Below are 26,491 nucleotides of genomic sequence, written 5' to 3' on the forward strand. Positions count from 1 at the left end.
CCCTACATGAGCGGGCCCACGCTACGGTACGTCGCCCTGGGTGATTCCTTCACCGAGGGGGTCGGTGACCCGAACAAGCACCTGCCCAATGGGGTCCGCGGCTGGGCCGATCGGGTCGCCGAGAAGCTGGCCAAGGACCAGCCGGGCTGGGAGTACGCGAACCTGGCCGTGCGCAGCAAACGACTGCGCCACATCGCCGCCGAACAGCTGGAGCGGGCCGTGGACCTGCACCCCACCCTGATCACGCTCTATGCCGGGGGCAACGACATCCTCGACGCGGGGACCTCCGTGCCGCAAATCCTGGCCGACTACGAGGAGCTGGTGGCACCCCTGGCCGCCACCGGAGCCCGGCTGCTGCTTTTCACCGGGTACGACGTCGACGTGACACCCGCCCTCCGGCTTCTTCGGAAGCGGCACCAGCTTTATAACGACGGCGTCCGGCGGATCGCTGACGCCTATGGCGCGGACCTGGTGGACTACTGGTCCTTCAGCGCCTACCAGGACCGGCGGATGTGGGGTCCGGACCGGCTGCACATGTCCAAGGCCGGCCACAGGTATATGGCCTCGCAGGTGCTGGACCTCTTGGCAGTTCCGCACTCGGTGAAGCTGACGGACTGGGACCCGCCAGTCCCGAAGACGTTCAGGGAATGGGAGCGCGAGCAACGGCGGTGGATCCACGACTGGGTGCTCCCGTTGGCGGGCCGCAAGATCCGGCGGGTCACCCTGGGTGACAACCTCCCGCCGCGGTGGCCGAACCCGGTGGTGGTGCCGCCGAAGGGTGGCCTCCGCCGGCTGGTCAGGGATGAGGGTCTGCCGTCGACGGCGCCGGTAAGGTAACCGTCCGGGCTAGCCCACCAGCCCGGCCCCGACGATCAGCAGGATCGCCGCGAACACCGCACCCGAGACGATCAGGGTCACCATCGTGTATCCGAGGATGTCCCGCATCTTCAACCCGGCGATGGCCAGCAGCGGCAACGCCCAGAACGGCTGGATCATGTTGGTCCACTGGTCACCGTAGGACACCGCCATGATCGCGATCGCCGGGTCCACGCCCAGGCGTTCAGCGGCGTCGAGCATGATCGGTGCCTGGACCGCGAACTGGCCACCACCGGAGGGCACGAAGAAGTTAACGAGACCGGCGGACAGGAGCGCGAACAAGCCAAACGTCGTCGGGCTGGCGATACTCACAATCGCGTCGGAAACCAGGTTGATGAGCCCCGTCGTCGTCATTATCCCCATGATCCCCGCGTACAGGGGGAACTGGAGCAGGATCTCACCGACGTTGGAGGCGGCGTTCTTGGTGAGGGCGATGAGCTCGAACGGGCTGCGGACCAGCAGGAACAGCAGGGCGAGGAAGGTCCAGTTGACGATGTCCAGAGTGGCGGTGCCGCCCTGCACGTAGTGGACCACCAGGTAGGCGACCAGCGCCACGCCCACCACGGTGGTGAGGATCCGGCTGGCGTCGATGCGGTCGGCGGGGGTGACAACCTCGTCGTCGAGCTTCACATCGTCGGACCGGCGGGCGTCGACCTCCAGTTCGGTGATCTGATCCCCGGCACGCGGTGAGACGAGCGCCAGCGCGGCGGCCACCAGGATGATCGTGGCAATGGCGGCGGTGATGTTCCACCAGGAGAAGGTGGTCTCGGTGATGGGAATGGTGCGCCCCAGCTGCTCGGCGATGAAGGAGCCTTCGGTGGCGGCGGTCAGCGGGCCGGATCCCGAGTACCCCATGTGCCACACCACGAAGCCGGAGAAACCGGCGGCGACGAGCATCGGGAAGTGCAAGGCCATTCCGCGCTCGCGGGCCTGCGCGGCGACCTCCTTCGCGAGCAGACCACCGACGACGAGGCCGAGCCCCCAGGTGATCAGAGACGCGGCGGCAGCAACCACAAACACGAAGACGTACGCCTGCAGTGGGCTTCGGGGGATCCCGCCGAGGCGGGCCAGGAGTTTCCGGACCGGGCCCGTATGGGCGAGTGCGTGCCCCAGCAGCAGGATCAGCGCCATCTGGGTCATGAAGGCGAGCAGCCCGGCCAACCCGTCGCCCCATCCGGTGAGGACGTCCACGGGGCCGGCGTCGGTGAAGACCAGGGCGGCGAGAGCAACCACCAGGCTGAGGACCACCGCGAACACCAGGGCGCTGGGCAGGAAGCGTTCAACCACCGAGTTGATCGGACGCATGGCCGCCGACACTGCTGATGTCTGCTGTTTTGAGGGGGGACCAGAGGGTGCCATGGTGGTGTTCTCCTGTGAAGTGACGTCGTTGTCGGTTCGGTGGGGGCCCCGATCCGGCATCAACGTTACTTCACCGCGCAACACCGGGAACCGCAGCGGGCCAATGTGTACGACAATGGTGTGCACAGCACGATCCCCACCACCTGCCGTGAGAGGTAAGTCGTTGATCAAAGAGATTGCCGTTTTCAGTGGACAAGCAAGCGGGGGATTCGCGGCGGAGATCTGCGGGCACCTGGGCGTGCCGTTGCTCCCCTCCCGGTTGCAGCGTTTCGCCAACGACTGCCTGGAGGTGCAGCTGCTGGAGAACTGCCGGGAACGGGACGTGTTCATTGTCCAGCCGCTGGTCAAACCGGTGCAGGAAAACCTGATGGAGCTGCTGATGATGATCGATGCGGCCCGCGGTGCCTCCGCCGGGCGCATTACCGCGGTGATGCCCCACTACTCCTACGCCCGCTCCGACAAGAAGGACGCCCCGCGCATCTCGATCGGCGGCAAGCTGGTGGCGGACCTGCTGACCACGGCGGGTGCTTCGCGGGTGCTCACCATGACCCTGCACGCCCCGCAGGTGCAGGCCTTTTTCGGGGTGCCCGTCGATCAGTTGCACGCCCTGCGCGAACTGGCCGCGCACTTCCAGGACCTGGACCTGAGCAACACCATCGTGGTGTCGCCGGACCTGGGTAACGCCAAGGCCGCGACGGCGTTCTCCCGCCTCCTGGGCACCCCCGTCGCGGCGGGGGCGAAGGAACGGTTCGAGAACGACAGGGTGCAGATCACGTCGATCATCGGCGATGTGCGGGACAAGGACATCGTGGTGCTCGACGACGAGATCGCCAACGGGAGTACCGTCCTGGAACTGCTGGACCACCTGGCCAAGATGGGCGCGCGGAAGGCGCGGGTGGTGTGCACCCACGGTATTTTCTCCAACGGGGCGGTGGAACGCATCGCCGAGCGCGACGACGTCATCGAGGTCCTCTGCACCGACACGGTCCCGATCGGGGCTGACAAGTCCCATCCGAAGCTGAAGGTGATTTCGGTGGCTAATGCCTTCGCCGAGGCGATCCGTCGGATTCACACCGGCGAGTCGGTGAGCGAGCTCTTCCAGGGGGAGGGCATCAACGTCTAGAAGCCAGCGTCTGGCCGCCGGTCCTCCCGAAGGGTCGTCTGGCGGTCCTGGCCGGGGATGGTTCCGGCGTGCGGAGGCTAGGTGGCCGTCGCCAGCCGGCGGCGCAGCTCGGCTGCTGCGTCGCTGGGTGGGGCGCCCTCGGGAAGCGGTCCCCGACCCCAGAGCCAGAGCAGCAACTCCGTTGGTTTTCCACTGATTTGGGCGTCTGCCCGATCGCTGACCAGCCGCTCCAGTGTTACCACCGCGGGGTTGATCGTCACCGTCCAGGCGAGCCCAGCAGTCCGAAGGGTGACCGTCGAGCCGGTGGCGCCGTCGTCGGGCTTGCTGCGCACCAGCATGACGGTGAGCACCTCATCGATCCCGTCGACGGCGAGGTCCGGGTCGATCGGTGACGCGGTACCCAGCGCCGATTCGAGGTCGTAACGGTGGATGGAGGTCTCGTGGGCCAGCCGGCGGATCCAGAAGCCAACACTCTGATCGTCCTTGACCCAGGTGAACGCCGGATCGCCCGGTGAGTGGCTATCGAACTGGTCCATCAGGCGGGCGTAGCACTGTCGCAGCGCGTGAACCGGCTCCAGCTGGGCAAGCTCTGCGGGTGGCCAGGTGCCGGCTGGCTTGGCAGCGGTTCTGATGGACTCGGCCTTGTGCAGGTAGACCATCGCGGTGTGCCGGATCAGATCCTCGCCGGACCAGCCGGGGCAGGCCGGCACCTGCGCGGTGAGCGCGGCGGCCGCCACCTCGACCATCCGGGCATGATCACGGTCCAACAGCGCGCGGTATCGATCGAAGGACAGGGCATACGGGTACGGTGCGGTCATTACCCGAGTCTAGATACCCCGCGGTCCTCAGCCCCGGAGGCGGTGACCCTGCCGCTCACGCCGGGCAGGCTCGAGGCATGTTACTGGCCGGTAATGTAGGGGTATGCATCTTCTGCTTCGGACCCTGCTGACCCTGTTCATCTCCCGGCGCCGCCCGCGCCTCAGCATCTGGGGAGAGTCGTCGTTGCCCTTGCGGGTGCTGCCCACCGATATCGACATTGCGATGCATGTCAACAACGGCATGTATTTCTCGCTGATGGATCTGGGCCGCTTCGATCTGATGATCCGCAGCGGCACCTGGTCCCAGATGCGCCGACGGGGCTGGAGCCCGGTGGCCAACGGCGAAACCATCAGCTTCCGCAAATCCCTGACACTGGGGCAACGCTATACGATCGAGACCCGGATCGTCGGGTTCGACGAGCGGGCCATCTACTTTGAGCAGCGCATGGTCAGCGCCGGCGAGATCTACGCGAAGGCAGTCATCGCCACCCGCCTGGTCTCCAGGAGCGGTCCGGTCAGCAACGAGGACATCTTCGCCGCCTTCGGCGAGCCGCCAGCGGATCTGGTGCTCCCCGAGTGGATTCACGAGTGGCGGCTCAACAACTCCCTCCCCAGCACCCGCCGTCCCGCACCCCACAGTTGGGTCCGCTAGCGTCTGCCCGCCGTCGCCCCGCTGGGGGCGGCAGTTGGAAGGAGCTGCAGCAGCCGGGCCGCGACGCTGATCGCGATCACGGCAGGCGCTTTGCCAGCGATGTCCGGTAGTCCGATGGGGCAGCTGATGCGCTCGATCGTCTCGCCCGGATGGCCCTCGGTCTGCAGTCGCGCCCGGAAACGTGACCATTTGGCGCTGGACCCGATCAGACCGACCGAGCCCAGGTCGCTGCGGTGCAGGGCCGCGTCGCACAGCAGGAAGTCCTCGGCGTGGTCATGGGTCATGATGAGCACATGGGCCCCGGCGGGCAGGGTCCCCAGCACCGAATCCGGCACGGGACTATGCACGGGGTGGACGTCCGCGACCCCGCCGAGTACGTCGGCGAGCCGGTCGGGGCTGACCTGGTCCGCCCGGCTATCCACCAGGTACAGGTGGACGGGCAGCCGGGACAGAATGCGCGCCAGCTCATGGCCCACGTGACCCACACCAAACACCGCCACGGTGGGCCGGGGCAGGAACGGTTCGAGGAGGACCTCGACGACGCCGCCGCAGCACTGCTTCCCGTGCTGGGTGACAGCGCGCTCATTGAGCGTGAAGGTGAGGCTCTCGGGGGTGGTGGCGCCGCCGTCGAGCATGGCACGGGCACGGTCGATCACGGTGGCCTCCAGATTGCCGCCGCCGATGCTGTCCCACGATTCGCTTGCCCCCACCAGCATTTTCGCACCGGCCTCCCGTGGCGCGTGGCCGCGTACCCCGGTAACCGTGGCGAGCACTCCGGGCTGATCCGTCGAGCGGAGACGCTGCAGCGCTTCCAACCAGTCCATGTCAGTCAATGTAGCTCAGCCGATCCGTCCCAGTCAGTCACCCTGGATTCCACCCTGGTGCGCTGGCTCGGGGATTGGCAGGAACGGTCGATCATCCTGCGCGCCGGTGGTTCCGCCGTCGCGCGCTGCCTGCGCGTCCCGGGCCTGCGTGAGCGCCCAGAAGACCGCCTCCGGAGTAGCCGGGCTGGCCAGTTGGGCCTCCCGACCGCCCGGCCCAAACGCGGCTGCCGCGAGGCGGAGCGCCTCCCGGACGCTGAAGGCGAGCATCAGCGGTGGTTCGCCGACCGCCTTCGACCCGTAGACCACCCCATCCTCGGTGGCCCGCTCGAAGAGGTGCACGTTGAACTCCTCGGGCATTTCGGAGAAGCTGGGCAGCTTGTAGGTGCTCGCCGATTGGGTGGCCAGCCGACCCCGATCCGGCCCGTCGGACACATCCCAGCGCAGATCCTCGAGGGTCAGCCAGCCGGCACCCTGCACAAAACCACCCTCGATCTGTCCCACGTCGATGAGCGGTGACAGGCTGTCGCCTACGTCGTGCACAATGTCGGTGCGCAACTGGCGGTAGGCCCCGGTGAACCCGTCGACCTCAACCTCGGAGGCCGCCGCCCCGTAGCTGAAGTACTTGAACGGTTCGCCCTGCATGCGCGAGATGTCCCAGTGCAGACCCTCGGTCCGGTAGTACCCGGCGGCGGAGAGGGAAACGCGTTGGAAGTACGCGTCGCGGGCCAGGTCCGCGAAACTGATCTCCCGGTCGGTGAAACCGATGCCGGTGACCACGCCCTTCACGAAGCGGACGTCGTCGGGGTGGATGTTCAGTTTCCGCGCGGCCACCTCGGCGAGACGGTCACGGATCTGCTCACAGGCGTTCTTCACCGCCCCGCCGTTCAGGTCAGCGCCCGAACTGGCGGCGGTTGCCGACGTATTGGGGACCTTGTCGGTGCGGGTGGGCGCCAGCCGCACCAGTGCCAGCGGCACGCCGAGTGCCGTCGCCGCCACCTGGCGCATCTTCGTGTGCAGCCCCTGCCCCATCTCGGTGCCACCGTGGTTGATGAGGATTGACCCGTCCTTGTAGACGTGGACCAGCGCGCCGGCCTGGTTGAACGCGGTGAGGTTGAAGGAGATGCCGAATTTGACGGGTGTGACGGCCAGGGCACGCCGGAGGTGCGGGTGGCTGGCGTTGAATTCCCTGATTTTCTCCTGCCGCCGGACCACGTCGGCGCTGTCGTGGAGTTGCTGCCAGATGGCCTGCAGCCGTTCGGCGTGCCGGACCGGCTGGCCATAGGGGGTGGTCTGCCCCGGAACGTACAGGTTCCGCTTCCGAAGCTCACCGGGCTCGACGCCGAGGAGCGGCGCGCAGCGTCCCAGGATGTCCTCGATGACGAACATGCCCTGGGGGCCGCCGAATCCGCGGAACGCGGTCTGAGAGGTCTTGTTGGTCCTGGCCACCCGGCCATGAACCTCCACGTTGGGGATCCAGTAGGAATTGTCGATGTGGCATAGCGCCCGGGCGAGGACTGGCTCCGACAGGTCAAGGCTCCACCCGCCGTCGCTGGTCAGCGTGGCTTTGAGCGCCTGGATCCGTCCCTCCTCATCGAATCCGGCCTCCCAGCGGGCGTGGAACGGGTGCCGCTTGCCGGAAAGGGTGATGTCCTGGGTCCGGTTGAGCCGCAGCCTCACCGGGCGGCCGGTCAGGGTGGCGCCCAGCGCGGCAATGGCCGCGAAACCGTGGGGCTGCATTTCCTTCCCGCCGAACCCGCCGCCCATCCGCAGGCACTGCACCGTCACCTCGTGGCTTGGCATACCGAGCACGTGGGCGACGATTTCCTGCGTCTCGGAGGGATGCTGGGTGCTGCAGTGAACAAAAACCTGCCCGCCCTCGTCGACGTACACGAAGGAAGCATGGGTCTCCAGATAGAAGTGTTCCTGGCCGCCGAACTCGATGTCACCACTGAACCGGTGCGCGGAGGCGGCCAGTGCGGCATCCGCCTCGCCCCTGCTCAGCGTCGGCTGGTTGCCCTGGAAACTCTCGGCCCCGATGGCTTCGGTCAGGGTCAGGAGGGACGGCAGCAGCCGGTACTGGACCTGCACGGCCGCGGCTCCGAGGCGGGCTGCCTCAAGGGTTTCCCCCAACACCCAGCACACCGCGTGGCCATAGAACATGACCTCGGTGGGAAAGAGCGGTTCGTCGTGCTTGATGCCCGCGTCGTTGATTCCGGGCACGTCCTCCGCCGTCAGGACCCGGACCACCCCCGGCACCGTGAGCGCCACGTCGGTGGTCAGCGACTCGACCAGGGCGTGGGCGTGCGGCGCCTGGACGGGCCAGGCGTGCAACACGTTCGCGCTGCGGACCACGAGGTCATCGGTGTAGAGCGCCTCCCCCGTGACGTGGAGGTCAGCACTTTCATGGGAGACGGACTGGCCCACCACAGGATCGACGGGGCGGTTCGCGAGGGACCTCACCGGGCCACCTCCGGCGTGGCGTCCTGCGTCCGCGCGAAGAACCTGAGCAGTGACTGCTCGAGCATGGCGGAACGGTAGCGGGCACTGGCCCGCAGATCGTCGATCGGGGTCCCCTCGGTGGCCAGAATGGCGGCGGCGGCAGCGACGCTTGACTGGGTCCACGGGTGACCCTGCAGCGCTTCCTCGGTCCGGCGGGCGCGAATCGGCGTGGCCGCGATTCCGCCGACCCCAATCCGGATCGAGGATACGACGCCATCATCCAGATGGGCGGCGAAGCCGATGGCAACGCTTGAAATGTCGTCGAAGCGGCGCTTGGAAATCTTGTAGAAGGCGCTCTGTTCGGCGAGAGGGAGCGGGATCTGCACCGCGCGCACCAGCTCACCGGCCTCCCTGACGCTCTGCCGGTATCCGGTGTAGTACTCGCTCAGCGGCACCTCCCGGTCGCCGTCCGCCGACGCCAGGACGACGACGGCGTCCAGCGCCAGCAGTACCGGCGCCGAATCGCCGATGGGGGAACCTGTCGCCAGGTTGCCGCCGAAGGTCGCCGCGTTGCGGATGAGCCGGGACGCGAACCGTGGAAACAGCTGGTCCAGGAGGGGGACCCGCCCGTTCAGCCCACGCTCCACCTCGGAGAGGGTGAGGGCTGCGCCGATTTCGATGCTGTCGGCGCCGACGGTGAGGGCGCGTAGGGGCTCAAGCCGGTCGATGGCCAGCACGAGCGCGGGCCGGGAGTGCCGCAGGTTGATCTCCACGCCCAGATCGGTGCTGCCGGACACCAGCTTGGCTTCGGGATCCCTCGCGAGGAGCTGGAACAGGTCAGCCATGGTGTGTGGCCGCACGAATTCTGCACCGTCGACGGCGCTGTGGGTGGGACGGGCCGCCGGCGCCGGGCTGTCCTGGCGGAGCAGCAGTGGATCTGATTGGTCGGGGGTGCTGAGCGCAAAAGCTGCGTCACGGATGGGCCGGTAGCCGGTGCAGCGGCAAAGGTTTCCGCTCAGCGCGTGCAGGTCGAACCCGTTGGGGCCCGTCTCGTGGTCGGTGGTGTGTTCCTCGCCGACGGCGGAGGTTCCGGTGTCGGACGTCTCCTGCGGGGCCTGTCCCTCTGCAACCGGGTCAACAGCTCCACCGGACTCACCGGCGGTGCTGACGGTGCGTTCGGGGCGGTAGTACTCCGCCGCCATGGAGCAGACAAAGCCGGGGGTGCAGTAGCCGCACTGGGATCCTCCCCGTTCCGCCATTTCCTGCTGGACCGGGTGCATTTGTCTCGCGGCGCGGGCTCCGGGCGCGCTGCCGAGTCCCTCGGCCGTCACAATTTCCTGGCCGTCGAAGGCCAGCGCAGGGGGCAGGCACGCGTTGACCGAGGTCCAGCGGCTGCCGTCGGGGCCGTCCGGGCGGGCAACCATTACCGCGCAGGCACCGCATTCGCCCTCCGCGCAGCCTTCCTTGGAACCGGTCAAACCACCGTCCCGCAGCCAGTCGAGCAGATTGGTGTGCGGGCTGACGCCGTCGCACGACCGAACCTGACCATTGACCGTAACTTCTATCCGTTCCATCCCGTTCCTCACCATTTCCCCTGATGTACCTCATGAATCGTTCTGCCCGGTGGGTGGCCCATCATGAGCTTGCCGCCATCGTAGTGGTCGCCGTCGTCGAACATGCCGGGTCTAGCAGAATCCGGGGGTGTCGGCCCAGACGGCTGATTCGCTGGCTGCGCCTTCGCGCTCAACCGTCGCCTCGATCAGGCCATAGGGACGGTCGGCGGCGAAGAAGACCTCGTTCGGATTCTCCAGTCCGAACGGCGCCAGATCCACCAGGAAGTGGTGCTTGTTCGGCAGGGACATCCTGACTTCCTGGATTTCCGGGTGCGCCTCAAGGACCTTCTTGCCCATCTGGAACATGGTCTGTTGCAGGGCCAGCGAGTGCGTCTGGGCGAACGTGTCCAGGAGGATCCCGCGCACACTGTCGTAGGCGGCGTCGAAATCTATGCCGGCGGTGTCTCCGGGGGTGTACCTCCACCTGGCGGTGACGTCCGTGGCGAGGATGCGGTCAGTCGTTTCGGGCAGGGTGGTGTAGCGGTCACGGGGGAAACCGTGGAATTCGGATCCGGTGGACTTCAGGACTGTCAGGCCCTGGATTCCGGCGACGATGTGCTGATGCCTGCCCTCGACCAGCAGGAGGGCGGTCCTGGTTTCTGAGGTGTTGCGGGAAAAGGCGTGGTTGTGGTCGTTGATCCGGTCCCACCGGTACTGCTCCGCTGACCACCGCCCGCCGGTTACCCAGTCAAAACTTGTGGTGAAGTGGGCGCCGAGACGCAGGAGGAAGGCTTCGGGTGAGCCGACGCCTTCCTTCGCGAATGCGTACACCGTGTTTTTCTGGGTGTCGGTCGCGACCACCTGCGAATTGTCGCCGTCGGTGTAGGCGGCCTCGAAATCGCCGTGCAGCTGAGAGGTGACGTTGAGGTCCTCGATGGTGTGGCGGTCGGTGTCCCGGGTGATCCGGACCAGACGTACCTCGGCTTTCCCGTACTGGTTGCGCCCCAGGACGATGCGTCCGGTGTCAGCGGAATCAGCACCGGGGGTGTGAACGGTGTCCTGGTGGCTCGTTGCAGTCATGGTTAGCTCCCTCGATACGTTGAATAGGCGAATGGGCTCAGGAGTAGCGGTACGTGGTAGTGCTCGGTTGAGGTGACGCTGAAGGTCAGGGTCACCTCAGGGAAGAAGGTCCCGGTGCCGGTACTGCCGAAGTATTCGCCGGTGGCGAAGGTGATCCGGTAGATTCCGGGGTCCACCTGTTCCGGGCCCAAAGACCGGATCCGGCCGTCGGCATCGGTGGTTCCCGCCGCCACCGGTTCCCATCCGGCGGGGGATTGTGCAGACAACTGCGCGGTGATGCCCTCCGCGGGACGGCCGGTGCCGGTGTCAAGGACGTGGGTGGTGATATGGCTCGGGGTCATGATGTGACAAGGCCTTCCAGGCGGATGAGGGCGATTTCCCTGAGCTGCTCGGCAACCACCGGCAACTCGTTCTCGGGCGTATGGTTCAGCCGGGATTGCAGGTGGGTCAGGATTTCCTCGGCGTTGCGGCCGGCAGCACGGATCAGGAATACCCGGCCAAACTTCGCTTCGTACTCCCGGTTGCCGGCGACCAACTGTTCCGCTGTGTCGGCTGAATTGTCGACGCCGGACTGCTCGCGGCGGGACAGCTCATTTTCCGCGGAGGCGCCCTGGGCGCGTTCCCCGATCCGTGGATGGTGCTGCAGCGCCCGGTCCAGCTCCGCTTCGGTCCAGGCGGGTGCCGCGTCGGCGGCATGGGCCAGAAGGTCGGCACGCGTGGCATAAGGGCGGGCCTCGACGATGGCGGTGATCCAGCGGGGCACATCCGCACACGGACCAAGGAAGGCGGCAGCAGCTGTGGAAGGGGCCGAATTGAAGTCGCTCAGGCGCATGGGTGTCAGCCTTCGTCGTTGTCCACTGCAGCGCTGAACACCCTTGACCATCGACGAATCGACTTGATTCGATGTTTCTGCAGTGCGGAATACCTATTTCACGAAAGTGTAATCCCTGTCACGCCGGATGTGTCAAGCATTCGCTGGCAACATCCTTCGCCGGGTCGCGCTGGTAGGTCAGAGGATAATCTGACGGTTGACATCCTTGTACAGCAGATAGCGGAAGTTGGTGGGCCCGCCGGCATAGCAAGCCTGCGGGCAGAAGGCCCGCAGGGACATGTAGTCACCTTCCTGAACCTCCACCCAGTCCCCGTTCAGCCGGTACACCGCCTTGCCCTCCAGCACGTACAGTCCGTGCTCCATGACGTGCGTTTCCGCGAAGGGAATGGACGCACCCGGCTCGAACGTGACCACGTTGATGTGCATGTCGTACGCGAGGTCCTGGACATCGAGCATGCGGGTGGTGCGCCACTTGTTGTCGGTGTCCGGCATTGCACCCGGTTCGACGTCGCGCTCATTGCCGACGACGGCCCGGGCCGTGTGACCGGCCAGGGGCTCATAGCGCTTCCTGATCCACTGGAACTTCGCCAGGTCAGCGCCACGGTTCTCCGCCTGCCAGTGAGACCCGGCGGGCAGGTAGGCGAACCCTCCGGGCGTCAGCGAGTGCACCACGCCGTCAATGGTGACGGCGAGCTCCCCGGCGAGGAGGAAGACAAACGACTCGACCTCCCGCTGGGGTTCGGGTGCACCCGAACCGCCACCAGGGGCGACCTCCATCAGGTACTGGGCGAACGTCGTCGCGCCGCCGGCCACCGGACGGTTGAGGATCCACGCACGGGTGCCCGTCCATTCGGGGAGGACACTGGTGACAATGTCCCGCAGGACTCCCCGGGGGATGACGGTGTACGCCTCGGTCACGATGGCGCGGTCCGTAAGCAACGCCGACTGTGGGGGCAGCCCGGTCTGCGGAGCGTAGTAGGTGGGATCAGTCATTATTCTCCTTGGCGGTGGGCATCAACCCGGACTGGGCCAGCGCTGCGAGTTGGTGCGCTGAAAGACTGACTGCAGCGTCGATTTCCTGCGGATCAACGGCACCGCAGAGAAGCCCCCGCTGCAGAAAACGGGCAAGGGCACGCGCGGTGGCAGGTTCATCGAGCACCGTGCTTTCCAGCCGGTGTGCGTAGTTCCGCAGGCGTGCGGCGGCAGCACCGAACCCACGCCGGTAAAACAGGTAGGTCGCGGCGAAACGGCTGGGAAGCTGGGCCGGGTGCAGGTCCCAGCCCTGGTAGTACCCGCGTTCCAGGGATCGTTGCACCAGGGCCGAATGCAGTTTCCAGGCACTGAGGACATTTTCGTCCGAGCCCAGCGGCAGGATGTTCGTCGAGCCGTCGGATAACCGCACGCCGGTGCCCGCGACGGCCACCTGCATGACCTGCTTGGCGAAATCGGCCGCGGGATGATCCATGGCCTGGTAAGCCGCGGCGATCTCCAGCGATGCGCTGTAGTCGTAGGTGCCATAGTGCAGCGCCGATACACGCCCGTTGCCCACCTGCAACAGTTTCGCGACGGGCACTGTCCCGTCTGCGGCGAGGATCAGCTGCGGGGTCTCCACTTGCACTTCAAACCGCAGCCGGCCCGCCGGGAGGGCGTGGAAGTGCTCGAGCTTCTCACAGGCGTAGACCATCCCCTCGACCTGGGCCGCGGTGCTGACCTTGGGCAGGGTGAGAATCAACCCCTCGGGCAGGCCGCCGCGTTCCATCAGCCGGGCGGCAAAGAGGTCGAGGGTCCTCAGTCCTCTGGCCCGGGTGGATTCCTCAAGACTCTTGAACCTGATGCCAATGAACGGCGGGCTGGTCCCATCCTTGACGGCGGCAGCCACCAGGTCGGCGACCCGCAGCGTATCGCCGTCTTCCTCCGCATCAGCACGCAGCCCGTACCCGTCCTCGAAATCCAGCCGGAGGTCTTCGATCGGTTCGCTGTGGAGCTTGGCGGTGACCCGCGCGCTGATCTGGTCGATCAGGGGAGCCGGCAGGCCCATCGTGGCGGACAGCGCCTCCATGCCGCCCTGCGCGCGAAGGGCAGCGAGCGCCCCAGCACCCCACTCCGCAACCAGGGTTCCGGTGAACCGGTCGGCTGGCACGTAGACCGTGTGGACGGGCTGGCGGGTGCCGTCATCCCCCGGGTAGTTTTCGGACAGCAGCCGGTCGGTGGACTGCAGGACGGTGTCGATTGCCTTGTAGTCGGCAGCGCTCAGCGTGGGCTCGGTCATCGGCTCACCCACGTCCCGGCAGGGAAGCTGAGGGAATTATTCACCGGATCTCCTCGCGACGATTTCGCCTGATGGATACCACTGCCTACTGAGTGGAAGTATCTGTCTAGGTGAATGTAGCAGCACCGGGTACGTTGATGGGTCAGACGGACGTCAGGAGACAGCATGCCCCACGCCACCGAAACGCGCTCACCGGGAGGAACGCAGCCGCACTTTGACCTGGTGATCCGGGGCGAGCGCATCATGACGCCCGCTGGCGAGCTCCCCCGCGAGGTCGGAATCCTGGACGGGCGGGTCAGCGCGGTCGAACCCCTCGGAAGTGGACTGTCGGGCAACGAGATCGTCGAACTGACCAGCACCGAAGTGCTCCTTCCCGGTCTCGTAGACACTCACGTCCACGTCAACGAGCCCGGCAGGACCGAGTGGGAGGGATTCGCCTCCGCCACCCGGGCCGCGGCTGCCGGCGGTGTCACCACCATCATCGATATGCCGCTGAACTCCCTTCCACCGACTACCAACCCCGGGGCCCTCCATACCAAGCAGGACGTCGCGAAGGACCAGGCGTTCGTCGACGTGGGGTTCTGGGGAGGGGCAGTTCCCGGGAACACCGACGCCCTGCGGCCACTGCACGACGAGGGGGTTTTCGGGTTCAAGTGTTTCCTGCTGCACTCGGGGGTGGACGAGTTCCCCGCCCTCGACCCCGCGGAAATGGAGCAGGACATGGCGGTCCTGGCGGGTTTCGACTCGGTCATGATCGTGCACGCGGAGGACGCGGGAGCGATCGAGCGGGCGCCCTCGGCGGCAGGAACGGCCTACGGGAACTTCCTGGCCTCCCGGCCCCGCGGGGCCGAGAACGTAGCCATCGCCGAGGTGATTGAGCGGGCCGGTCGCACGGGTGCACGCGCGCACATCCTGCACCTGTCATCCTCGGATGCCCTACCGTTGATTGCCGCGGCGAAGCGGGACGGCGTCCGACTGACGGTCGAGACGTGCCCCCATTACCTGACCCTCACGGCCGAAGAGATCCCCGATGGTGCCACCGCCTACAAATGCTGCCCACCCATCCGGGAAGCGAGCAACCGCGAGCTGCTCTGGGCAGGCCTGCGGGACGGCACCATTGACTGCATCGTCTCCGATCACTCACCGAGCACCCTCGATCTGAAGGACCTGGAGAACGGTGACTTCGCGGTGGCGTGGGGAGGGGTCTCCTCCTTGCAACTGGGCCTCTCCCTGATCTGGACGGAGGCGCTGCAAAGGGGCATCGACCTTCACCAGGTCAGCGACTGGATGTCCGCCCGGCCGGCGCAGCTGGCACGGCTCACCACGAAGGGGCGCCTCGCGGTCGGCTATGACGCGGACCTCGCGATTTTCGCGCCCGACGACGTGTTTGTCGTCGACCCGGGGAAGCTGCACCACAAGAACCCCATCACCCCGTACGCCGGGAAGCAGCTCTCGGGTGTCGTGCGCCGAACCTTCCTCCGCGGCCGGGTCATCGACTATTCGACTCCGTCCGGGCGGCTCCTCCGCAACAGCCTGGCATAGCGCCCGAGCGTCCCGGCGCCACGTTGGCCGGAAGCGCGGGGCGCGTTAGTGTCAGCGGTAATTCCGGTGCAGGTTGGGCCGGGTTGACGGTCCCTCCGGCCGGGGCGCAATCCACGGTCCGGTGCCCTCGGACTGGTCGATGATCCCCTTCTCCAGCCAGGTGTAGGTGCCGTCGAGGACCTGCCGGGACAAACGGCGGTCGGAGGAGTCGGTGTTGCTCCACAGGTCGGTGAAGAGTCGCCCGATCCGACCCCGGGACTGCAGGCAGAACGCGTCTGCCAGCTGATAGGCGGTGCGGCCCTCGTCCGGATCCTCCGAGCGGAGCAGCTCAGCGCGCGTACAGACCGCCGCCATCGCAAAAAGCTCGGCACCGATGTCGACAATCCTGCCGAGGAACACCTGCTTGTGCTCCAGCCCGGCCTGCCACCGGCCCATCCCGAGGAAGGTGTTGCGCGCCAGACGCCGGGAGGACCGTTCCGCAAAGCGCAGATGTTTGGCCAGGCTCCCGAAGTCACCATAGGCCGCAGGATTCAGGCCTTGGCCCGCCACCAGCTTGGGCAGCCAGCGGGCGTAGAACCCGCTCGCCCCGACCGCGGCTCTCGCCTTTGCGGCCAGGTCAGCGTCCGACGACGCCAGATCACCGGCCGCCGACAGGTGAGCATCGACTGCCTCCCGGGCAATGAGCAGGTGCATGATTTCGGTGGATCCTTCGAAGATCCGGTTGATCCGCAGGTCCCGTAGCAGCTGCTCGGCGGCCACCGCACGCTCCCCGCGGGCCCGCAGGGAATCGGCGGTCTCGTAACCCCGCCCGCCGCGGATCTGGACCAGTTCGTCGGCCACCTTGCACGCCATTTCACTCGACCACAGCTTCGCCAGGGCTGCCTCAATCCGGACGTCCACCTGGTTGCTGTCGGCGAGTGCTGCGGAGAGCTCGAAGACCGCCTCCAGGGCGAAGGCGGTCGCGCCGATGAACGCGATTTTCTGGCCGACGGCCTCGTGCTGTCCTACCGGGCGCCCCCATTGCACCCGGGCGTTGGACCATTCGCGGGCGATCTTCAGCGACCACTTGCCCGACGCGGCGCAGATGGCCGGAATCGAGAGTCTGCCGGTGTTCAGCGTGGTGAGAGCAATTTTCAGGCCTTGGCCCTCTCTCCCCAGCCGGTTGGCGGCCGGTACCCTGACGTTGTCGAACCGGGTGACCCCGTTTTCGATGCCTTTGAGCCCCATGAAGGTGTTCCGGTTTTCGACGGTGATGCCGGGGGAGTCGGCTTCCACCACGAAGGCGGAGATGCCGCCCTTCCCGCCGTCGTGCGCCGGGACCTTCGCCATCACCACCACCAGTTCCGCGATGACGCCGTTGGTGGTCCAGAGTTTGCTGCCGTTGAGGACGTAGGTGTCGCCGTCGAGCGTTGCGGTGACGCCCATCCGGGCGGGGTCGGAGCCGACGTCGGCCTCGGTCAGGAGGAAGGCCGTCACCGCGCCGGCGGCGCAACGCGGCAGATACTGCTGCTTTTGTTCAGGGGTGCCGAAGATCTTCACCGGCTCGGGCACCCCGATCGACTGGTGCGCCGAGATGAGCGCCCCGATGCTGGGGTGGACTGAGCTCAGCAGCATCAACGCCCGACCGTAGTAGGTCAGGGACAGTCCGAGACCGCCGTATTCCCGTGGGATCTTCATCCCGAAGACGCCGAGGGCGGCGAACCCGCTGAGGTACTCGTCCGGAATCTGCGCGTCGCGTTCAATGCGACCGCCGTCCAGGGTGGCGGCGTAGCTGGTCAGGTCCCGCAGGAACGCTTCGCCGCGCTCCCGGTCTGCGGTGGTGGACACCTGGTGCGGATGGATCAGCCGCAGGTCGAAGTTGCCCAGGTACAGGCCTTTCGCGAAGCTGGGCCGGGTCCACCCAGTTTCCCGGGCCGCCTCCGCCACCTCCCGCGCCCTGCGCTCGGTGACCGGCGGGCCACCAGTGTCCGGCGCAACCGGCGGGGTCGCGTCGGGGAGTAACTGGTCTGACTGTGGCTGCGTTTCGGCGCTCATGGCTGACCCCTCTGCTCAGCTGGGTCGCCGCGGGTCGGTGACCCAGTGGAGCTGTGCCCTTATGCTACTCCCGGGTAGCTTCATTCCGTCCGGAAATCGGTGAATTCCCCGGCGGGCTCGCTATACGATTCGACGACGTTCTCCACCCTGCCCGGGGCGCCCGTGGAGTTGAGCCACCCGACCAGCGAGCGGATGGCGGTCTCCGGCCCTTCGGCGACAATCAGCACCGACCCGTCCGGCCGGTTTGAGGCGACCCCGGTCAGGTTCAACTGGCGGGCCTTTTCGCGGGTGTAGTAGCGGAATCCCACCCCCTGGACGGTTCCGCTGATGGTGGCGGTGAGCCGGGTCCGCTGCTGGTCATCCATCACTCCAGCGTAGCGAACCGCCCTCCGACCCCCTAGATTTGAGGGTATGCCTGCAACAGAAGAATCCCGTTCGTCCACCCCGCCCGAGCCCGACCTGCTGCACCGCCTCGCCGAAGCTCACCACGTGGGCACAGCCTTCCGTGGCTGGGACGGCGCCGAGAAGAGCGTCAGCCCGCAGACCCTCACGAAAGTGCTCACAGCACTCGGCGTGGCTTGCGAGACCGGGGACGATGCCGCCCGATCGCTGAGCGAGTCCGAGACCTCGCCGTGGCGACGGACCCTTCCCCCTGTCGTCGTTGGCAGGGAATCCGTGGCACAGGATGTCCCGGTCACCGTGCCCGCCGGAACGACGCCCACCCTTCGGGTGTTGCTTGAGGACGGTGGGCAGCGGGACCTGGCCCTGGCCGACGTGCCCACGGAGCACTCGGAGGTCGACGGCGCCGCCCGCCAGCGCCTGCACTTCGCCCTTCCAGCGGACCTGCCCCTCGGCTGGCACACCCTGCACGCCGGACCTGCGGATGACGGCGAGGCCGCGCAGTGCACGCTGGTCATCACCCCGCAGCGGCTGGACACCACAGCACGCCTGACCCGGACCTGGGGGCTCATGGCGCAGCTGTATTCGGTGCGGTCCCAGGACTCCTGGGGTATTGGTGATATCGCCGATCTGGGGGCGCTGGCCGCGTTCTCGGCCAGCCGTGGCGCCGGTTTCGTGCTGATCAACCCGCTGCACGCTGCGGAGCCCGCGCCCCCGGTCGAGCCATCCCCGTACCTGCCCTCGACCCGGCGGTTCTTCAACCCGCTCTACCTGCGGGTGGAGGATGTGCCGGAGTTCACCGCGCTTGCCCCCGAGCAGCGCCAGGCCGTTGAAGAGCAGGCCGCCGCGCTGAAACAAGCCAACCAGAACGCGGAGATCCTTGACCGTGACAGCAGCTACGCCGCGAAGTTGAGTGCCCTGGAAGCCATCCACCGGGTACCGCTCAACGCCGAGCGGCAGCACAGCTTTGACGAGTTCCTTGGCCAGGAAGGGCCGGGGCTGGACAGCTTCGCCCTGTGGTGCGCGCTCGCCGAGACCCTTGCCCCGGGGGCTGCCGCGTGGGATGACCCCGACTACATTGATGCGCAGCGCATCGAACTGGCCGACCGGATCCGGTTCCACCTGTGGTTGCAGTGGCTCTGCGACGAACAGCTGGCGGCCGCACAGCACGGCGCCCTCGACGCGGGGATGACCATCGGGATCATTCACGATCTGGCGGTAGGAGTGCACGCCCACGGATCCGATGCCTGGTCGCTGCGGGACGTCCTGGCCGATGGGATCAGCGTCGGCGCGCCACCGGACATGTTCAACCAGCAGGGCCAGGACTGGAGCCAGCCGCCCTGGCACCCGGGCCGTCTCGCCGAGTCCGGGTACGCGGCGTACCGTGACATGCTGCGCACCGTCCTCAAACACGCCGGCGGCATTCGCGTGGACCACATCCTCGGGCTGTTTCGCCTCTGGTGGATCCCCGCGGGCGGCGCCTCGGGCGACGGGACCTACGTCTACTACGACCACGAGGCCCTCATCGGCATCCTCGCCCTCGAAGCGCAACGGGCGGGCGCCGTCGTCATCGGCGAGGATCTCGGCGTGTTTGAGCCCGGGGTGCAGGACTACCTGGCCGAGCGCGGGATCCTCGGGACCTCGATCCTGTGGTTCGAGCACGACGACGACGGCCCCCGCCGGCCCGAAAGCTACCGTCAGGCGTGCCTCACGTCCGTCACCACCCACGACCTGCCGCCTACCGCGGGCTACCTGGCCGGTGAGCACGTTGACCTGCGCGAGTCGCTGGGCCTGCTGAACCGTCCCGTCGAGGAGGAGCGGGCCGCCGATCAGGCGGCCCAGGAATCGGTGCTGTCCCTGGTGCGGTCAGTGACCGGACCGACAGCCGAGGGGTCAGCAGACACTGTGGAGAAAACCGTCGTGGCGTTGCACCAGTTCATCGTGCGGACACCGTCGGTCCTGTTGGGTGTCGCGTTGACCGATGCGGTGGGGGAGCGACGCACCCAGAACCAGCCGGGCACCAAGGACGAGTACCCCAACTGGCGGATCCCGCTCGCCGGTCCGGAGGGCCAGTCGGTGCTGATCGAGGACCTGGCCGGCAGCGAACGGTTTGCTGCCCTGGCCCGGGTGATGGCTGGCTGATTCGCGCGGCACTCAGATACCCGGCGGGCGTCGGGGAGATCTATGCTGTACCCATGGTCTCAGCCGAATCATGCTTCCTCTCGCATCCGCACTGTCACCCGCTGGAGTACCGAAGGGTCCGTCGTGGGTGAGCTCCCGCCGGACGAGATCGACGGGATCGGCGCAACCTTGGCCCTGGGGGCCGACAGCATCCTGCGTCTGAGGTGGGAGAGGGGAATCTCTATCGCCGAGGAGGACGCCCGCCGCGCGATGGACCGGGTGAATGATCTCTGCGACGGCGCACGCCACCCGATGCTCGTTGACATGGCCACAACCAAGGCAGTCAGCCGGGGAGCGCGAACGGTGTTCGGGTTGCCCTGCTCGGCCTCGCGAATCGCTCTCCTGGGCGCCTCCCAGGTGGATAAGGTCATCGCCAACTTCATTCTTGGAGTGAGCTCGCTCCCGTGCCCCACAAAATTCTTCACCTCCGAACCGGCCGCGCTTGTCTGGCTGAAGGAGGGGTGAATGGCGGAAGAGTTTGTGGACAAGCGGCTCGACGCCCTGGTGGAGGGGATTGTCCGGCTCTCCTCCGGGGACTTGTCAGCCAGAATGGAAGTTTCACCCGCCCGAGACTCAATGGACGCCGTCATCAGCGGCGTGAACCTCTTGGCCGAGGAACTCGAAGTTTTCTACGAAGAACTGGAGCAGCGGGTCCGTGACCGGACCGCAAGCTTGCACGCGGCGCAGGTTGAGTTGGAACGGATGGCTATGTATGACAGTCTCACCGGTCTCCCGAACCGAACCCTGCTGCGCCGACGGATTGACGACGAAACGCTGCCCGCCGCCGTAAGGTCGCAACCCGCCGCCTTGATTCTGCTGGATCTTGACGCCTTCAAGGCTGTGAACGATAGCCTTGGCCACTCTGCCGGCGACCAGGTGCTGATCGAAGTGGGACGCCGTCTTGAGTCGACCGTCCGGGAAACCGATACCGTTGCACGGCTGGGCGGCGACGAGTTTGCAATCTTGTTGCCGCAAACCACCGACGAGATTGCCTGCGACATCGCTGAGCGCATCCTTCATGCGTTGCGGCCGGCGATGATCGTCGCCGAAACCAGCATCCACATCCTTGCGAGTATCGGGGTCCGGTGCGGTGAAGCTGGACAGTCGGGCGAAGACATGATGCGCGACGCGGATACCGCCATGTATGTGGCGAAAAACCTTGGCCGCAGCAACGTCCAGGTGTTTCATCCGGCCATGCTGCATGCCACGCACGAGCGTTTCACCATTCTTGAGGAGCTGCGTCAGGCCATTCCGGCGGGCCAGCTCCGCGTTTATTACCAGCCGCTGGTCTTACTCCGGAACTCCACGATTATTGGTGCGGAGGCTCTGGTGCGCTGGGAGCACCCGGACCGTGGGCTGCTGTATCCGGATAACTTCATTGGGATAGCTGAGGAAAGTGGACTGGTCGTCGATATCGGCGGATGGATGATCGACGCCGTCGCTGCTCAGCTCGGAAACTGGGGGGATGTTCTGGATGGCCGGGATTTCGCCGTCCGAATTAACCTGTCCACCGCTGAAAGCAGGGCCCCCGGTCTGGCTGATCTGATCGACCGGGCCCTCGCCGAGCATGCTGTTCCCACCGATCGATTTATCGTCGAGATTACCGAGACTTCCCTGATGACGGATCCGGAAGCGAGCTCCGCGAACTTGCTCGAGTTGCGGGAGCTTGGCGTCGGTGTCGAAATCGACGACTTTGGTACCGGCTACTCATCCATCAGCTACCTCAGGAAACTTCCCGCCCAGGCGGTGAAGATGGACAGCTCGCTGATCGAAGACATCGCCACGGATCCGCGGCAGCGAAAGTTCATTGCCGCCGTCCTGCAACTGATCGAGGCGGCCGGGCTCATTTCCATCGCGGAGGGAGTCGAAACAGCTGACCAGTCGCGGATCCTGACCGAGCTGGGGTGCTGCTACGGGCAGGGCTACTTCTTCGGCAGGCCGATGCTGGCCGCGGACATGGCGGCAGTCATTACGGGTGGATTGGGGGCCACAGCCGGCGGCGGTGACCCGGAGGCGGATCGGACCATCGGCAACCTCAGGGCATAGTCTAGGCGGGTGCCATCCCTGAAGAAGTACCTCCTGCTGCCCTCCATCATCAGGCTGTCCTCACGGGTGCCCAGGAACCGGAACACGGCCTGGGAGGGCTATTGGGGGAGGATCCAGAAGACCGGCTCCGGTGGTGACGTGCTGTGGGACGCCGGCAACGACCATGAGTTCGCCAGCTATCTCCCGGCACTACAACGGACCCTGAACCCCGACCTGCCCGTCGTCGATGTGGGATGCGGCCATGGCAGTTTCACCCGCCTGCTGGCGGGTCACTTCCCGCGGGCCTTCGGCGTCGACGTCGCACCCGGCGCGGTTGCGCGGGCCCGGGACCAGAACACCGACCTGCCCAGCGTGGAATTCCGGACCCTCGACTGCACCGTGGCCGGTGCGGGGGAGCTGCTGGCCACTGAGCTGGGTGACTGCAACGTGTTTGTCCGCGGGGTTTTCCACGTCCTCGACCCCGGGGCGCGGATTGCCCTGGCCGCGAACCTGCTACCGCTGGTGGGTCGGCAGGGGCGGGTTTTCCTCGTCGAAACGAACTTCCGCGGCAATGCCCTGGACTACATCTCGCGGCTAGGCGCCTCGCCCCGCAAGATTCCCCGGCCGCTGAAACTGGCGATCTCCGGCCTGCCGAAGCCGGGACACTTTGGGCCCCTGGAACGGCTGGCAGCCTTCGACGACGACGGGTGGACGGTGCTGGAGGACGGGGCGGTCACCATCGATGCGGCGGACATGACGACGAAGGGCCAGCCGGAGCAGATCCCCGGGTACTACGCCGTGCTGGCGCCACGAGGCTGATCCACGCGCTGTGGGGCCGGTGCCCGCTGTTCAACGGACAGTGTGATCTTCGTCTACCCTTAGAAAGTTGAACTTTGAACATTTGAACGTAGCGTCCGTGGCTGCCGCCCTGGCTGCACCCCACGATCTCCGTGACGAAGGAGTACTAGATGAGCTGGCTTGCCCGTGAACACACCATTGCCCCGCCCGGGTTTAACCGTTGGCTGATTCCCCCCGCAGCGTTGGCGGTGCACTTGTGTATCGGCCAGGCCTACGCAACCAGCGTGTACAAGACCGCACTGGTTGAGCACTTCGACGCGAGCCTGACCCAGATCGGTGTGATCTTCTCGATCGCCATCGTGATGCTTGGTCTCTCCGCCGCCGTGATGGGCACCTGGGTGGACAAAAACGGTCCACGCATGGCCATGTTCACCTCGGCCCTGTTCTGGACCAGCGGTTTCCTCATCGGTTCGCTCGGCATCTTCACCAACCAGTTGTGGCTGGTCTACGTGGGCTACGGGTTCATCGGTGGCATCGGCCTGGGTATCGGCTACATCTCGCCAGTTTCCACCCTGATCAAATGGTTCCCGGACAGGCCAGGACTGGCCACCGGCATGGCCATCATGGGCTTCGGTGGCGGCGCGCTGATCGCCAGCCCCCTTTCTACCCAGCTGCTGCGGATGTACGACCCGAACTCGAGTGCCGAGGGCTGGGTTGCCAGCGGCGAAGCGGTTGGCTTCCTCTTCCTCACACTCGCTGCCGTCTACCTCGTGTACATGATGTTCGGGGCGTTCACCATCAAGGTTCCCGCAGCGGACTGGAAGCCGGACGGCTTCGACCCCTCAACGGTCAAAACCAAGGCTCTGGTCACCTCCGATAACGTCTCGGCCAAGAACTCCATCAAGACCAAGCAGTTCTGGCTGGTCTGGATTGTGCTTTTCTGCAACGTGACCGCCGGCATCGGCATCCTCGAGCAGGCATCCCCGATGATCCAGGACTTCTTCCGCGAAGCAGACGGCTCAACAGCCGTGACTGTCGCGGTGGCCGGTGGGTTCGTCGGTCTGCTCTCGATCGGTAACATGGCGGGACGCTTCGTCTGGTCCTCCACCTCGGACATCATCGGCCGCAAGAAGATCTACATGATTTACTTGGGCGTCGGCGCCATCCTGTACACCACGCTGGCTCTTGCCGGTGCAGGTACCACCATCCTCTTCGTGTTCCTGGCCTTCTTCATCATCTCGTTCTACGGCGGTGGATTCGCGACCGTACCGGCTTATCTGCGAGACCTCTTCGGGACCTACCAGGTTGGTGCCATCCACGGTCGACTGCTGACCGCCTGGTCCGCAGCCGGTATTGCCGGACCCCTGATCATCAATGGTTTCCTTGACGCCCAGGGCACCCCCGGCGAGCTCACTGCGGCTGCTTACCAGCCGGCACTGCTGACCATGGTGGGTCTGTTGATCATCGGCTTCATCGCCAACCTGATGATCAAGCCGGTCGACTCGAAGTTCCATGAACCAAAGGAAAAGCCCGATTCCGGGACGTCCACCAAAGAACCAGCAATGGAGGCATGAGATGAAGGCAGTCAGTACCACGTTCGTATGGGCCCTTGTGGTCGTACCCCTGGCGTATGGAATCGCTCAAACTATGACCCGCGTCTGGGCACTGTTCGGCGGCTAACGCTGGGCTCCTAACGGCACCGCATACGACGGCGGCCCCCACCCTCGCAGGGTGGGGGCCGCCGTCGTTAACGCGTTGCCAGCCAGACGTCGAAAGCTACCAGCGGGGGTGGATCGCTTCGCGGAAATGCCGGTCATAGATCTTGCTGACACCCTTGTTGAGCTCCGCGCCGAGAGCGCCGGTGTCGGCGGCCGCGGCGTTGGCGCGTGCCTGCTCCACAGTGCGGGCGCCCGGGATCACGCTGGTGACGCCGTCCTGCGCAATAATCCAGGCGATGGCCGCCTGAGCGGTGGTGACGCCGTCGGGAACCAGTCCCTCAAACTCCTTCACCGCGGTGAGGCCGGTGCTGAAGTCGACACCGGAGAAGGTCTCGCCCACATCGAAGGCTGACCCGGTGCGGTTGTAGTTCCGGTGGTCGTTCTCGGCGAACGTCGTGTCCTTCGAGTACTTGCCCGAGAGAAGACCCGAGGCGAGGGGGACTCGCGCGATGATGCCGACATCCGCGGCCTTCGCTGCGGGCAGCACCTCGTCCAGCGGCTTGAGCCGAAACGCGTTGAGGATGATCTGAATGGTGGCGATATTGCCGTGCTTCAGGGCTGCCATGGCCTCGTCGGTGCGTTCAACGCTGACGCCGTAGTTGCGAATGGCGCCCTCGCTGACCAGGGTGTCCAAGGCATCGTAGACTTCTGCGTCCGAGTACACGGACGACGGCGGGCAGTGCAGCTGCACCAGGTCGAGGGTGTCCACGCGAAGGTTGGTACGCGACCGGTCGATCCACTGGCGGAAGTTCGCCAGCGTGTAGTTCTCCGGCTGTTGTTCCCCCCGGCGGCCCATCTTGGTGGCGACGGTGATGTCCAGCCCGGGGTTGTCCGCCAGGAAGGCGCCGATGGTCTGTTCGCTGCGTCCATCGCCATACACATCGGCGGTGTCGAAGAAGTTGATGCCCGCGTCGACTGCGGCGTGGAGGATTGCGGTGGCGTCCTTCGGGTCGACGTCCCCCCAATCAGCGCCGAGCTGCCAGGTTCCCAGCCCTACGGTCGAAACGGAGCGTGCGGTTTTGCCTAGAGTTCGTTGTTCCATGCTTCGACTCTAGTATCCCGGCCAATCCCGCAAACACGCCGGGCGCAATCCCGGTTTCCAGGGGTGGGGATCTGTGTAGCTCCCGCCCTCTGGCACGCACCTGCTCCCTGGCGTAGCCTGAGGGCCATGGCGAGAATAGTGGTTGTCGGGGGTACTGGCCTGGTGGGTCACCACGTGGTGGACGAATGCGTCAGGCGCGGCCACCAGACGCGGTCAGTCGGCCGGCACCTTCCTGCCCACCACTCGTCCCGGTGGGTGTCCGGGGCCACGTACCTCCAGGCTGATGTGACAACCGGAGAGGGGTTGGCCGCCGCAATGGAGGAGGCCGACGTCCTGATCGATGTTCTCGACGGACATGTCGGCAAGGGGTTACGCGCGCTCGACGACGGCGCACTGAACCTGCTTGCAGCCGCCCGCGGGGGCGGGGTGCGCCATGCGGTACTGCTTTCGATCGTCAACGCGGATCGCGCGGCGTTCTCGTACTATCGTTCGAAGGTGCGGCAGGAGAAGATCTACCAGAACTCGGCCGTCTCCTCAGTCGTCGTGCGCGCCACCCAGTTCCACAATTTTGTGGCCGGCGTGTTTGACGCCGGAGGCAAGGTAGGCGTGCTGCCGGTCCTGAAAGGGGCTGCGTTTCAGCCGGTCTCTGTCCAGGATGTGGCGGGCGCCCTCGCCGACGCAGCAACTCACGAGCCTGCTCCCACCGGGGTCATCAACGTCGGCGGCCCGCAGGTGCTCGACATGGCCGAGCTCGCCCGGATCTACCGTGACGTGACCGGAACCACCAGCCGGCAGGTCGCCATCCCCCTGCCCGGTGCACTGGGCAGATTCTTCAGTAGCGGCGACAATCTGGCCCCCGACAACCCGGTTGACGGACTCACCTTCGAGGACTGGCTCCGTCACCGGTCTGCTTAAGGCTGCCCCTGG

At 66.2% G+C, this 26,491-nt stretch carries 23 protein-coding genes; 10 read left to right on the top strand and 13 right to left on the bottom strand.

Features of this window, described 5'->3' with window-relative positions; all coding sequences use genetic code 11:
• The first annotated feature begins 6 nt into the window (after window positions 1-6).
• Window positions 7-837, top strand: a complete 831-nt coding sequence (locus H4V95_RS01690; protein WP_209728441.1) for an SGNH/GDSL hydrolase family protein — start codon at window positions 7-9, stop codon at window positions 835-837.
• A 9-nt stretch (window positions 838-846) separates the two neighbouring features.
• On the opposite strand, the gene H4V95_RS01695 is transcribed toward H4V95_RS01690, so the two are convergent.
• Entirely contained in the window at window positions 847-2,235 is a 1,389-nt protein-coding gene (locus H4V95_RS01695; protein ID WP_209728442.1) for a short-chain fatty acid transporter, read from the bottom strand.
• Window positions 2,236-2,401: 166 nt separating this feature from the next.
• Here H4V95_RS01695 and H4V95_RS01700 point away from each other — a divergent pair, with 166 nt between their 5' ends.
• Complete coding sequence (locus H4V95_RS01700) at window positions 2,402-3,358, top strand: ribose-phosphate pyrophosphokinase (RefSeq protein ID WP_209731240.1); 957 nt, start codon at window positions 2,402-2,404, stop codon at window positions 3,356-3,358.
• Between the two features lie 77 nt (window positions 3,359-3,435).
• Here the strand turns inward: H4V95_RS01700 and H4V95_RS01705 are convergent, their stop codons facing one another.
• Window positions 3,436-4,176, bottom strand: a complete 741-nt coding sequence (locus tag H4V95_RS01705; RefSeq protein ID WP_209728445.1) for a maleylpyruvate isomerase family mycothiol-dependent enzyme — start codon at window positions 4,174-4,176, stop codon at window positions 3,436-3,438.
• A 103-nt stretch (window positions 4,177-4,279) separates the two neighbouring features.
• Here H4V95_RS01705 and H4V95_RS01710 point away from each other — a divergent pair, with 103 nt between their 5' ends.
• Window positions 4,280-4,828 (top strand): thioesterase family protein, encoded by a 549-nt coding sequence (locus H4V95_RS01710; protein WP_196867892.1) that lies wholly within the window; start codon window positions 4,280-4,282, stop codon window positions 4,826-4,828.
• Here H4V95_RS01710 and xdhC read toward each other — a convergent pair.
• The 8 genes from xdhC to H4V95_RS01750 all read right to left on the bottom strand — a co-directional run bounded on the left by xdhC (window position 4,825) and on the right by H4V95_RS01750 (window position 13,825).
• Entirely contained in the window at window positions 4,825-5,652 is an 828-nt protein-coding gene (gene xdhC / locus H4V95_RS01715; protein WP_209728447.1) for a xanthine dehydrogenase accessory protein XdhC, read from the bottom strand. The two genes, H4V95_RS01710 and xdhC, sit on opposite strands and share 4 nt — an antisense overlap.
• A 33-nt stretch (window positions 5,653-5,685) precedes the next feature.
• Window positions 5,686-8,112: a xanthine dehydrogenase molybdopterin binding subunit gene (xdhB, locus tag H4V95_RS01720; protein ID WP_209728448.1), complete on the bottom strand. Its 2,427-nt coding sequence runs from the start codon at window positions 8,110-8,112 to the stop codon at window positions 5,686-5,688.
• Entirely contained in the window at window positions 8,109-9,665 is a 1,557-nt protein-coding gene (locus H4V95_RS01725; RefSeq protein WP_209728450.1) for a xanthine dehydrogenase small subunit, read from the bottom strand. Before H4V95_RS01725 ends, xdhB begins: the two co-directional genes overlap by 4 nt.
• 111 nt (window positions 9,666-9,776) lie before the next feature.
• Entirely contained in the window at window positions 9,777-10,724 is a 948-nt protein-coding gene (gene pucL, locus H4V95_RS01730) for a factor-independent urate hydroxylase (protein WP_209728451.1), read from the bottom strand.
• 2 nt (window positions 10,725-10,726) lie between these two features.
• Window positions 10,727-11,065 (bottom strand): hydroxyisourate hydrolase, encoded by a 339-nt coding sequence (uraH, locus tag H4V95_RS01735; RefSeq protein ID WP_209728453.1) that lies wholly within the window; start codon window positions 11,063-11,065, stop codon window positions 10,727-10,729.
• Complete coding sequence (uraD, locus tag H4V95_RS01740; protein WP_209728455.1) at window positions 11,062-11,556, bottom strand: 2-oxo-4-hydroxy-4-carboxy-5-ureidoimidazoline decarboxylase; 495 nt, start codon at window positions 11,554-11,556, stop codon at window positions 11,062-11,064. The genes uraH and uraD overlap by 4 nt, the downstream gene beginning before the upstream one ends.
• A 177-nt stretch (window positions 11,557-11,733) precedes the next feature.
• The gene (locus H4V95_RS01745; protein WP_209728457.1) at window positions 11,734-12,549 is read right to left on the bottom strand and encodes a bifunctional allantoicase/(S)-ureidoglycine aminohydrolase; all 816 of its coding nucleotides are present in this window, start codon (window positions 12,547-12,549) and stop codon (window positions 11,734-11,736) included.
• Window positions 12,542-13,825, bottom strand: a complete 1,284-nt coding sequence (locus H4V95_RS01750; protein WP_209728459.1) for a DUF6986 family protein — start codon at window positions 13,823-13,825, stop codon at window positions 12,542-12,544. The genes H4V95_RS01745 and H4V95_RS01750 overlap by 8 nt, the downstream gene beginning before the upstream one ends.
• 165 nt (window positions 13,826-13,990) lie before the next feature.
• Between H4V95_RS01750 and allB the strand changes: the two genes are divergently transcribed.
• Window positions 13,991-15,367: an allantoinase AllB gene (gene allB, locus H4V95_RS01755; protein WP_209728461.1), complete on the top strand. Its 1,377-nt coding sequence runs from the start codon at window positions 13,991-13,993 to the stop codon at window positions 15,365-15,367.
• A gap of 51 nt (window positions 15,368-15,418) precedes the next feature.
• Here allB and H4V95_RS01760 read toward each other — a convergent pair whose 3' ends face one another.
• Window positions 15,419-17,401, bottom strand: coding sequence for an acyl-CoA dehydrogenase family protein (locus H4V95_RS01760; RefSeq protein WP_209728463.1), 1,983 nt, complete (start codon window positions 17,399-17,401; stop codon window positions 15,419-15,421).
• A gap of 80 nt (window positions 17,402-17,481) precedes the next feature.
• Window positions 17,482-17,766, bottom strand: coding sequence for an acylphosphatase (locus H4V95_RS01765; RefSeq protein ID WP_196867903.1), 285 nt, complete (start codon window positions 17,764-17,766; stop codon window positions 17,482-17,484).
• 46 nt (window positions 17,767-17,812) lie between these two features.
• On the opposite strand from H4V95_RS01765, the gene malQ reads away from it, so the two are divergent.
• From malQ to H4V95_RS01790, 5 genes are all read left to right on the top strand, one after another.
• The gene (gene malQ / locus H4V95_RS01770) at window positions 17,813-19,942 is read left to right on the top strand and encodes a 4-alpha-glucanotransferase (RefSeq protein ID WP_209728465.1); all 2,130 of its coding nucleotides are present in this window, start codon (window positions 17,813-17,815) and stop codon (window positions 19,940-19,942) included.
• A 123-nt stretch (window positions 19,943-20,065) separates the two neighbouring features.
• Window positions 20,066-20,446 carry an STAS/SEC14 domain-containing protein gene (locus H4V95_RS01775; protein WP_312883909.1) on the top strand — a complete coding sequence of 127 codons (381 nt, stop codon included), beginning with the start codon at window positions 20,066-20,068 and terminating at the stop codon, window positions 20,444-20,446.
• Complete coding sequence (locus H4V95_RS01780) at window positions 20,447-22,027, top strand: bifunctional diguanylate cyclase/phosphodiesterase (protein ID WP_245345535.1); 1,581 nt, start codon at window positions 20,447-20,449, stop codon at window positions 22,025-22,027. It abuts the gene before it with no gap.
• Between the two features lie 9 nt (window positions 22,028-22,036).
• Window positions 22,037-22,825: a class I SAM-dependent methyltransferase gene (locus tag H4V95_RS01785; RefSeq protein ID WP_209728467.1), complete on the top strand. Its 789-nt coding sequence runs from the start codon at window positions 22,037-22,039 to the stop codon at window positions 22,823-22,825.
• Between the two features lie 149 nt (window positions 22,826-22,974).
• Window positions 22,975-24,378 (top strand): OFA family MFS transporter, encoded by a 1,404-nt coding sequence (locus H4V95_RS01790; protein ID WP_209728470.1) that lies wholly within the window; start codon window positions 22,975-22,977, stop codon window positions 24,376-24,378.
• Between the two features lie 202 nt (window positions 24,379-24,580).
• Here the strand turns inward: H4V95_RS01790 and H4V95_RS01795 are convergent, their stop codons facing one another.
• Complete coding sequence (locus H4V95_RS01795) at window positions 24,581-25,564, bottom strand: aldo/keto reductase (RefSeq protein ID WP_209728472.1); 984 nt, start codon at window positions 25,562-25,564, stop codon at window positions 24,581-24,583.
• 126 nt (window positions 25,565-25,690) lie between these two features.
• Between H4V95_RS01795 and H4V95_RS01800 the strand changes: the two genes are divergently transcribed.
• A complete protein-coding gene (locus H4V95_RS01800) occupies window positions 25,691-26,479 on the top strand; it encodes an SDR family oxidoreductase (RefSeq protein WP_196867909.1) in 789 nt (262 codons plus the stop codon).
• Window positions 26,480-26,491: the final 12 nt, after the last annotated feature.

This window comes from Arthrobacter sp. CAN_C5, assembly GCF_017875735.1.
Taxonomy (GTDB): Bacteria; Actinomycetota; Actinomycetes; order Actinomycetales; family Micrococcaceae; genus Arthrobacter_D.

Bases quoted from the DNA above. Each gene is read 5' to 3' on its own strand.
- H4V95_RS01690 (WP_209728441.1), top strand. From the start codon at position 7: ATGAGCGGGCCCACGCTACGGTACGTCGCCCTGGGTGATTCCTTCACC.
- H4V95_RS01695 (WP_209728442.1), bottom strand. From the start codon at position 2,235: ATGGCACCCTCTGGTCCCCCCTCAAAACAGCAGACATCAGCAGTGTCG.
- H4V95_RS01705 (WP_209728445.1), bottom strand. From the start codon at position 4,176: ATGACCGCACCGTACCCGTATGCCCTGTCCTTCGATCGATACCGCGCG.
- H4V95_RS01710 (WP_196867892.1), top strand. From the start codon at position 4,280: ATGCATCTTCTGCTTCGGACCCTGCTGACCCTGTTCATCTCCCGGCGC.
- xdhC (WP_209728447.1), bottom strand. From the start codon at position 5,652: ATGGACTGGTTGGAAGCGCTGCAGCGTCTCCGCTCGACGGATCAGCCC.
- H4V95_RS01725 (WP_209728450.1), bottom strand. From the start codon at position 9,665: ATGGAACGGATAGAAGTTACGGTCAATGGTCAGGTTCGGTCGTGCGAC.
- pucL (WP_209728451.1), bottom strand. From the start codon at position 10,724: ATGACTGCAACGAGCCACCAGGACACCGTTCACACCCCCGGTGCTGAT.
- uraH (WP_209728453.1), bottom strand. From the start codon at position 11,065: ATGACCCCGAGCCATATCACCACCCACGTCCTTGACACCGGCACCGGC.
- uraD (WP_209728455.1), bottom strand. From the start codon at position 11,556: ATGCGCCTGAGCGACTTCAATTCGGCCCCTTCCACAGCTGCTGCCGCC.
- H4V95_RS01745 (WP_209728457.1), bottom strand. From the start codon at position 12,549: ATGACTGATCCCACCTACTACGCTCCGCAGACCGGGCTGCCCCCACAG.
- H4V95_RS01750 (WP_209728459.1), bottom strand. From the start codon at position 13,825: ATGACCGAGCCCACGCTGAGCGCTGCCGACTACAAGGCAATCGACACC.
- allB (WP_209728461.1), top strand. From the start codon at position 13,991: ATGCCCCACGCCACCGAAACGCGCTCACCGGGAGGAACGCAGCCGCAC.
- H4V95_RS01760 (WP_209728463.1), bottom strand. From the start codon at position 17,401: ATGAGCGCCGAAACGCAGCCACAGTCAGACCAGTTACTCCCCGACGCG.
- H4V95_RS01765 (WP_196867903.1), bottom strand. From the start codon at position 17,766: ATGGATGACCAGCAGCGGACCCGGCTCACCGCCACCATCAGCGGAACC.
- malQ (WP_209728465.1), top strand. From the start codon at position 17,813: ATGCCTGCAACAGAAGAATCCCGTTCGTCCACCCCGCCCGAGCCCGAC.
- H4V95_RS01780 (WP_245345535.1), top strand. From the start codon at position 20,447: ATGGCGGAAGAGTTTGTGGACAAGCGGCTCGACGCCCTGGTGGAGGGG.
- H4V95_RS01790 (WP_209728470.1), top strand. From the start codon at position 22,975: ATGAGCTGGCTTGCCCGTGAACACACCATTGCCCCGCCCGGGTTTAAC.
- H4V95_RS01795 (WP_209728472.1), bottom strand. From the start codon at position 25,564: ATGGAACAACGAACTCTAGGCAAAACCGCACGCTCCGTTTCGACCGTA.
- H4V95_RS01800 (WP_196867909.1), top strand. From the start codon at position 25,691: ATGGCGAGAATAGTGGTTGTCGGGGGTACTGGCCTGGTGGGTCACCAC.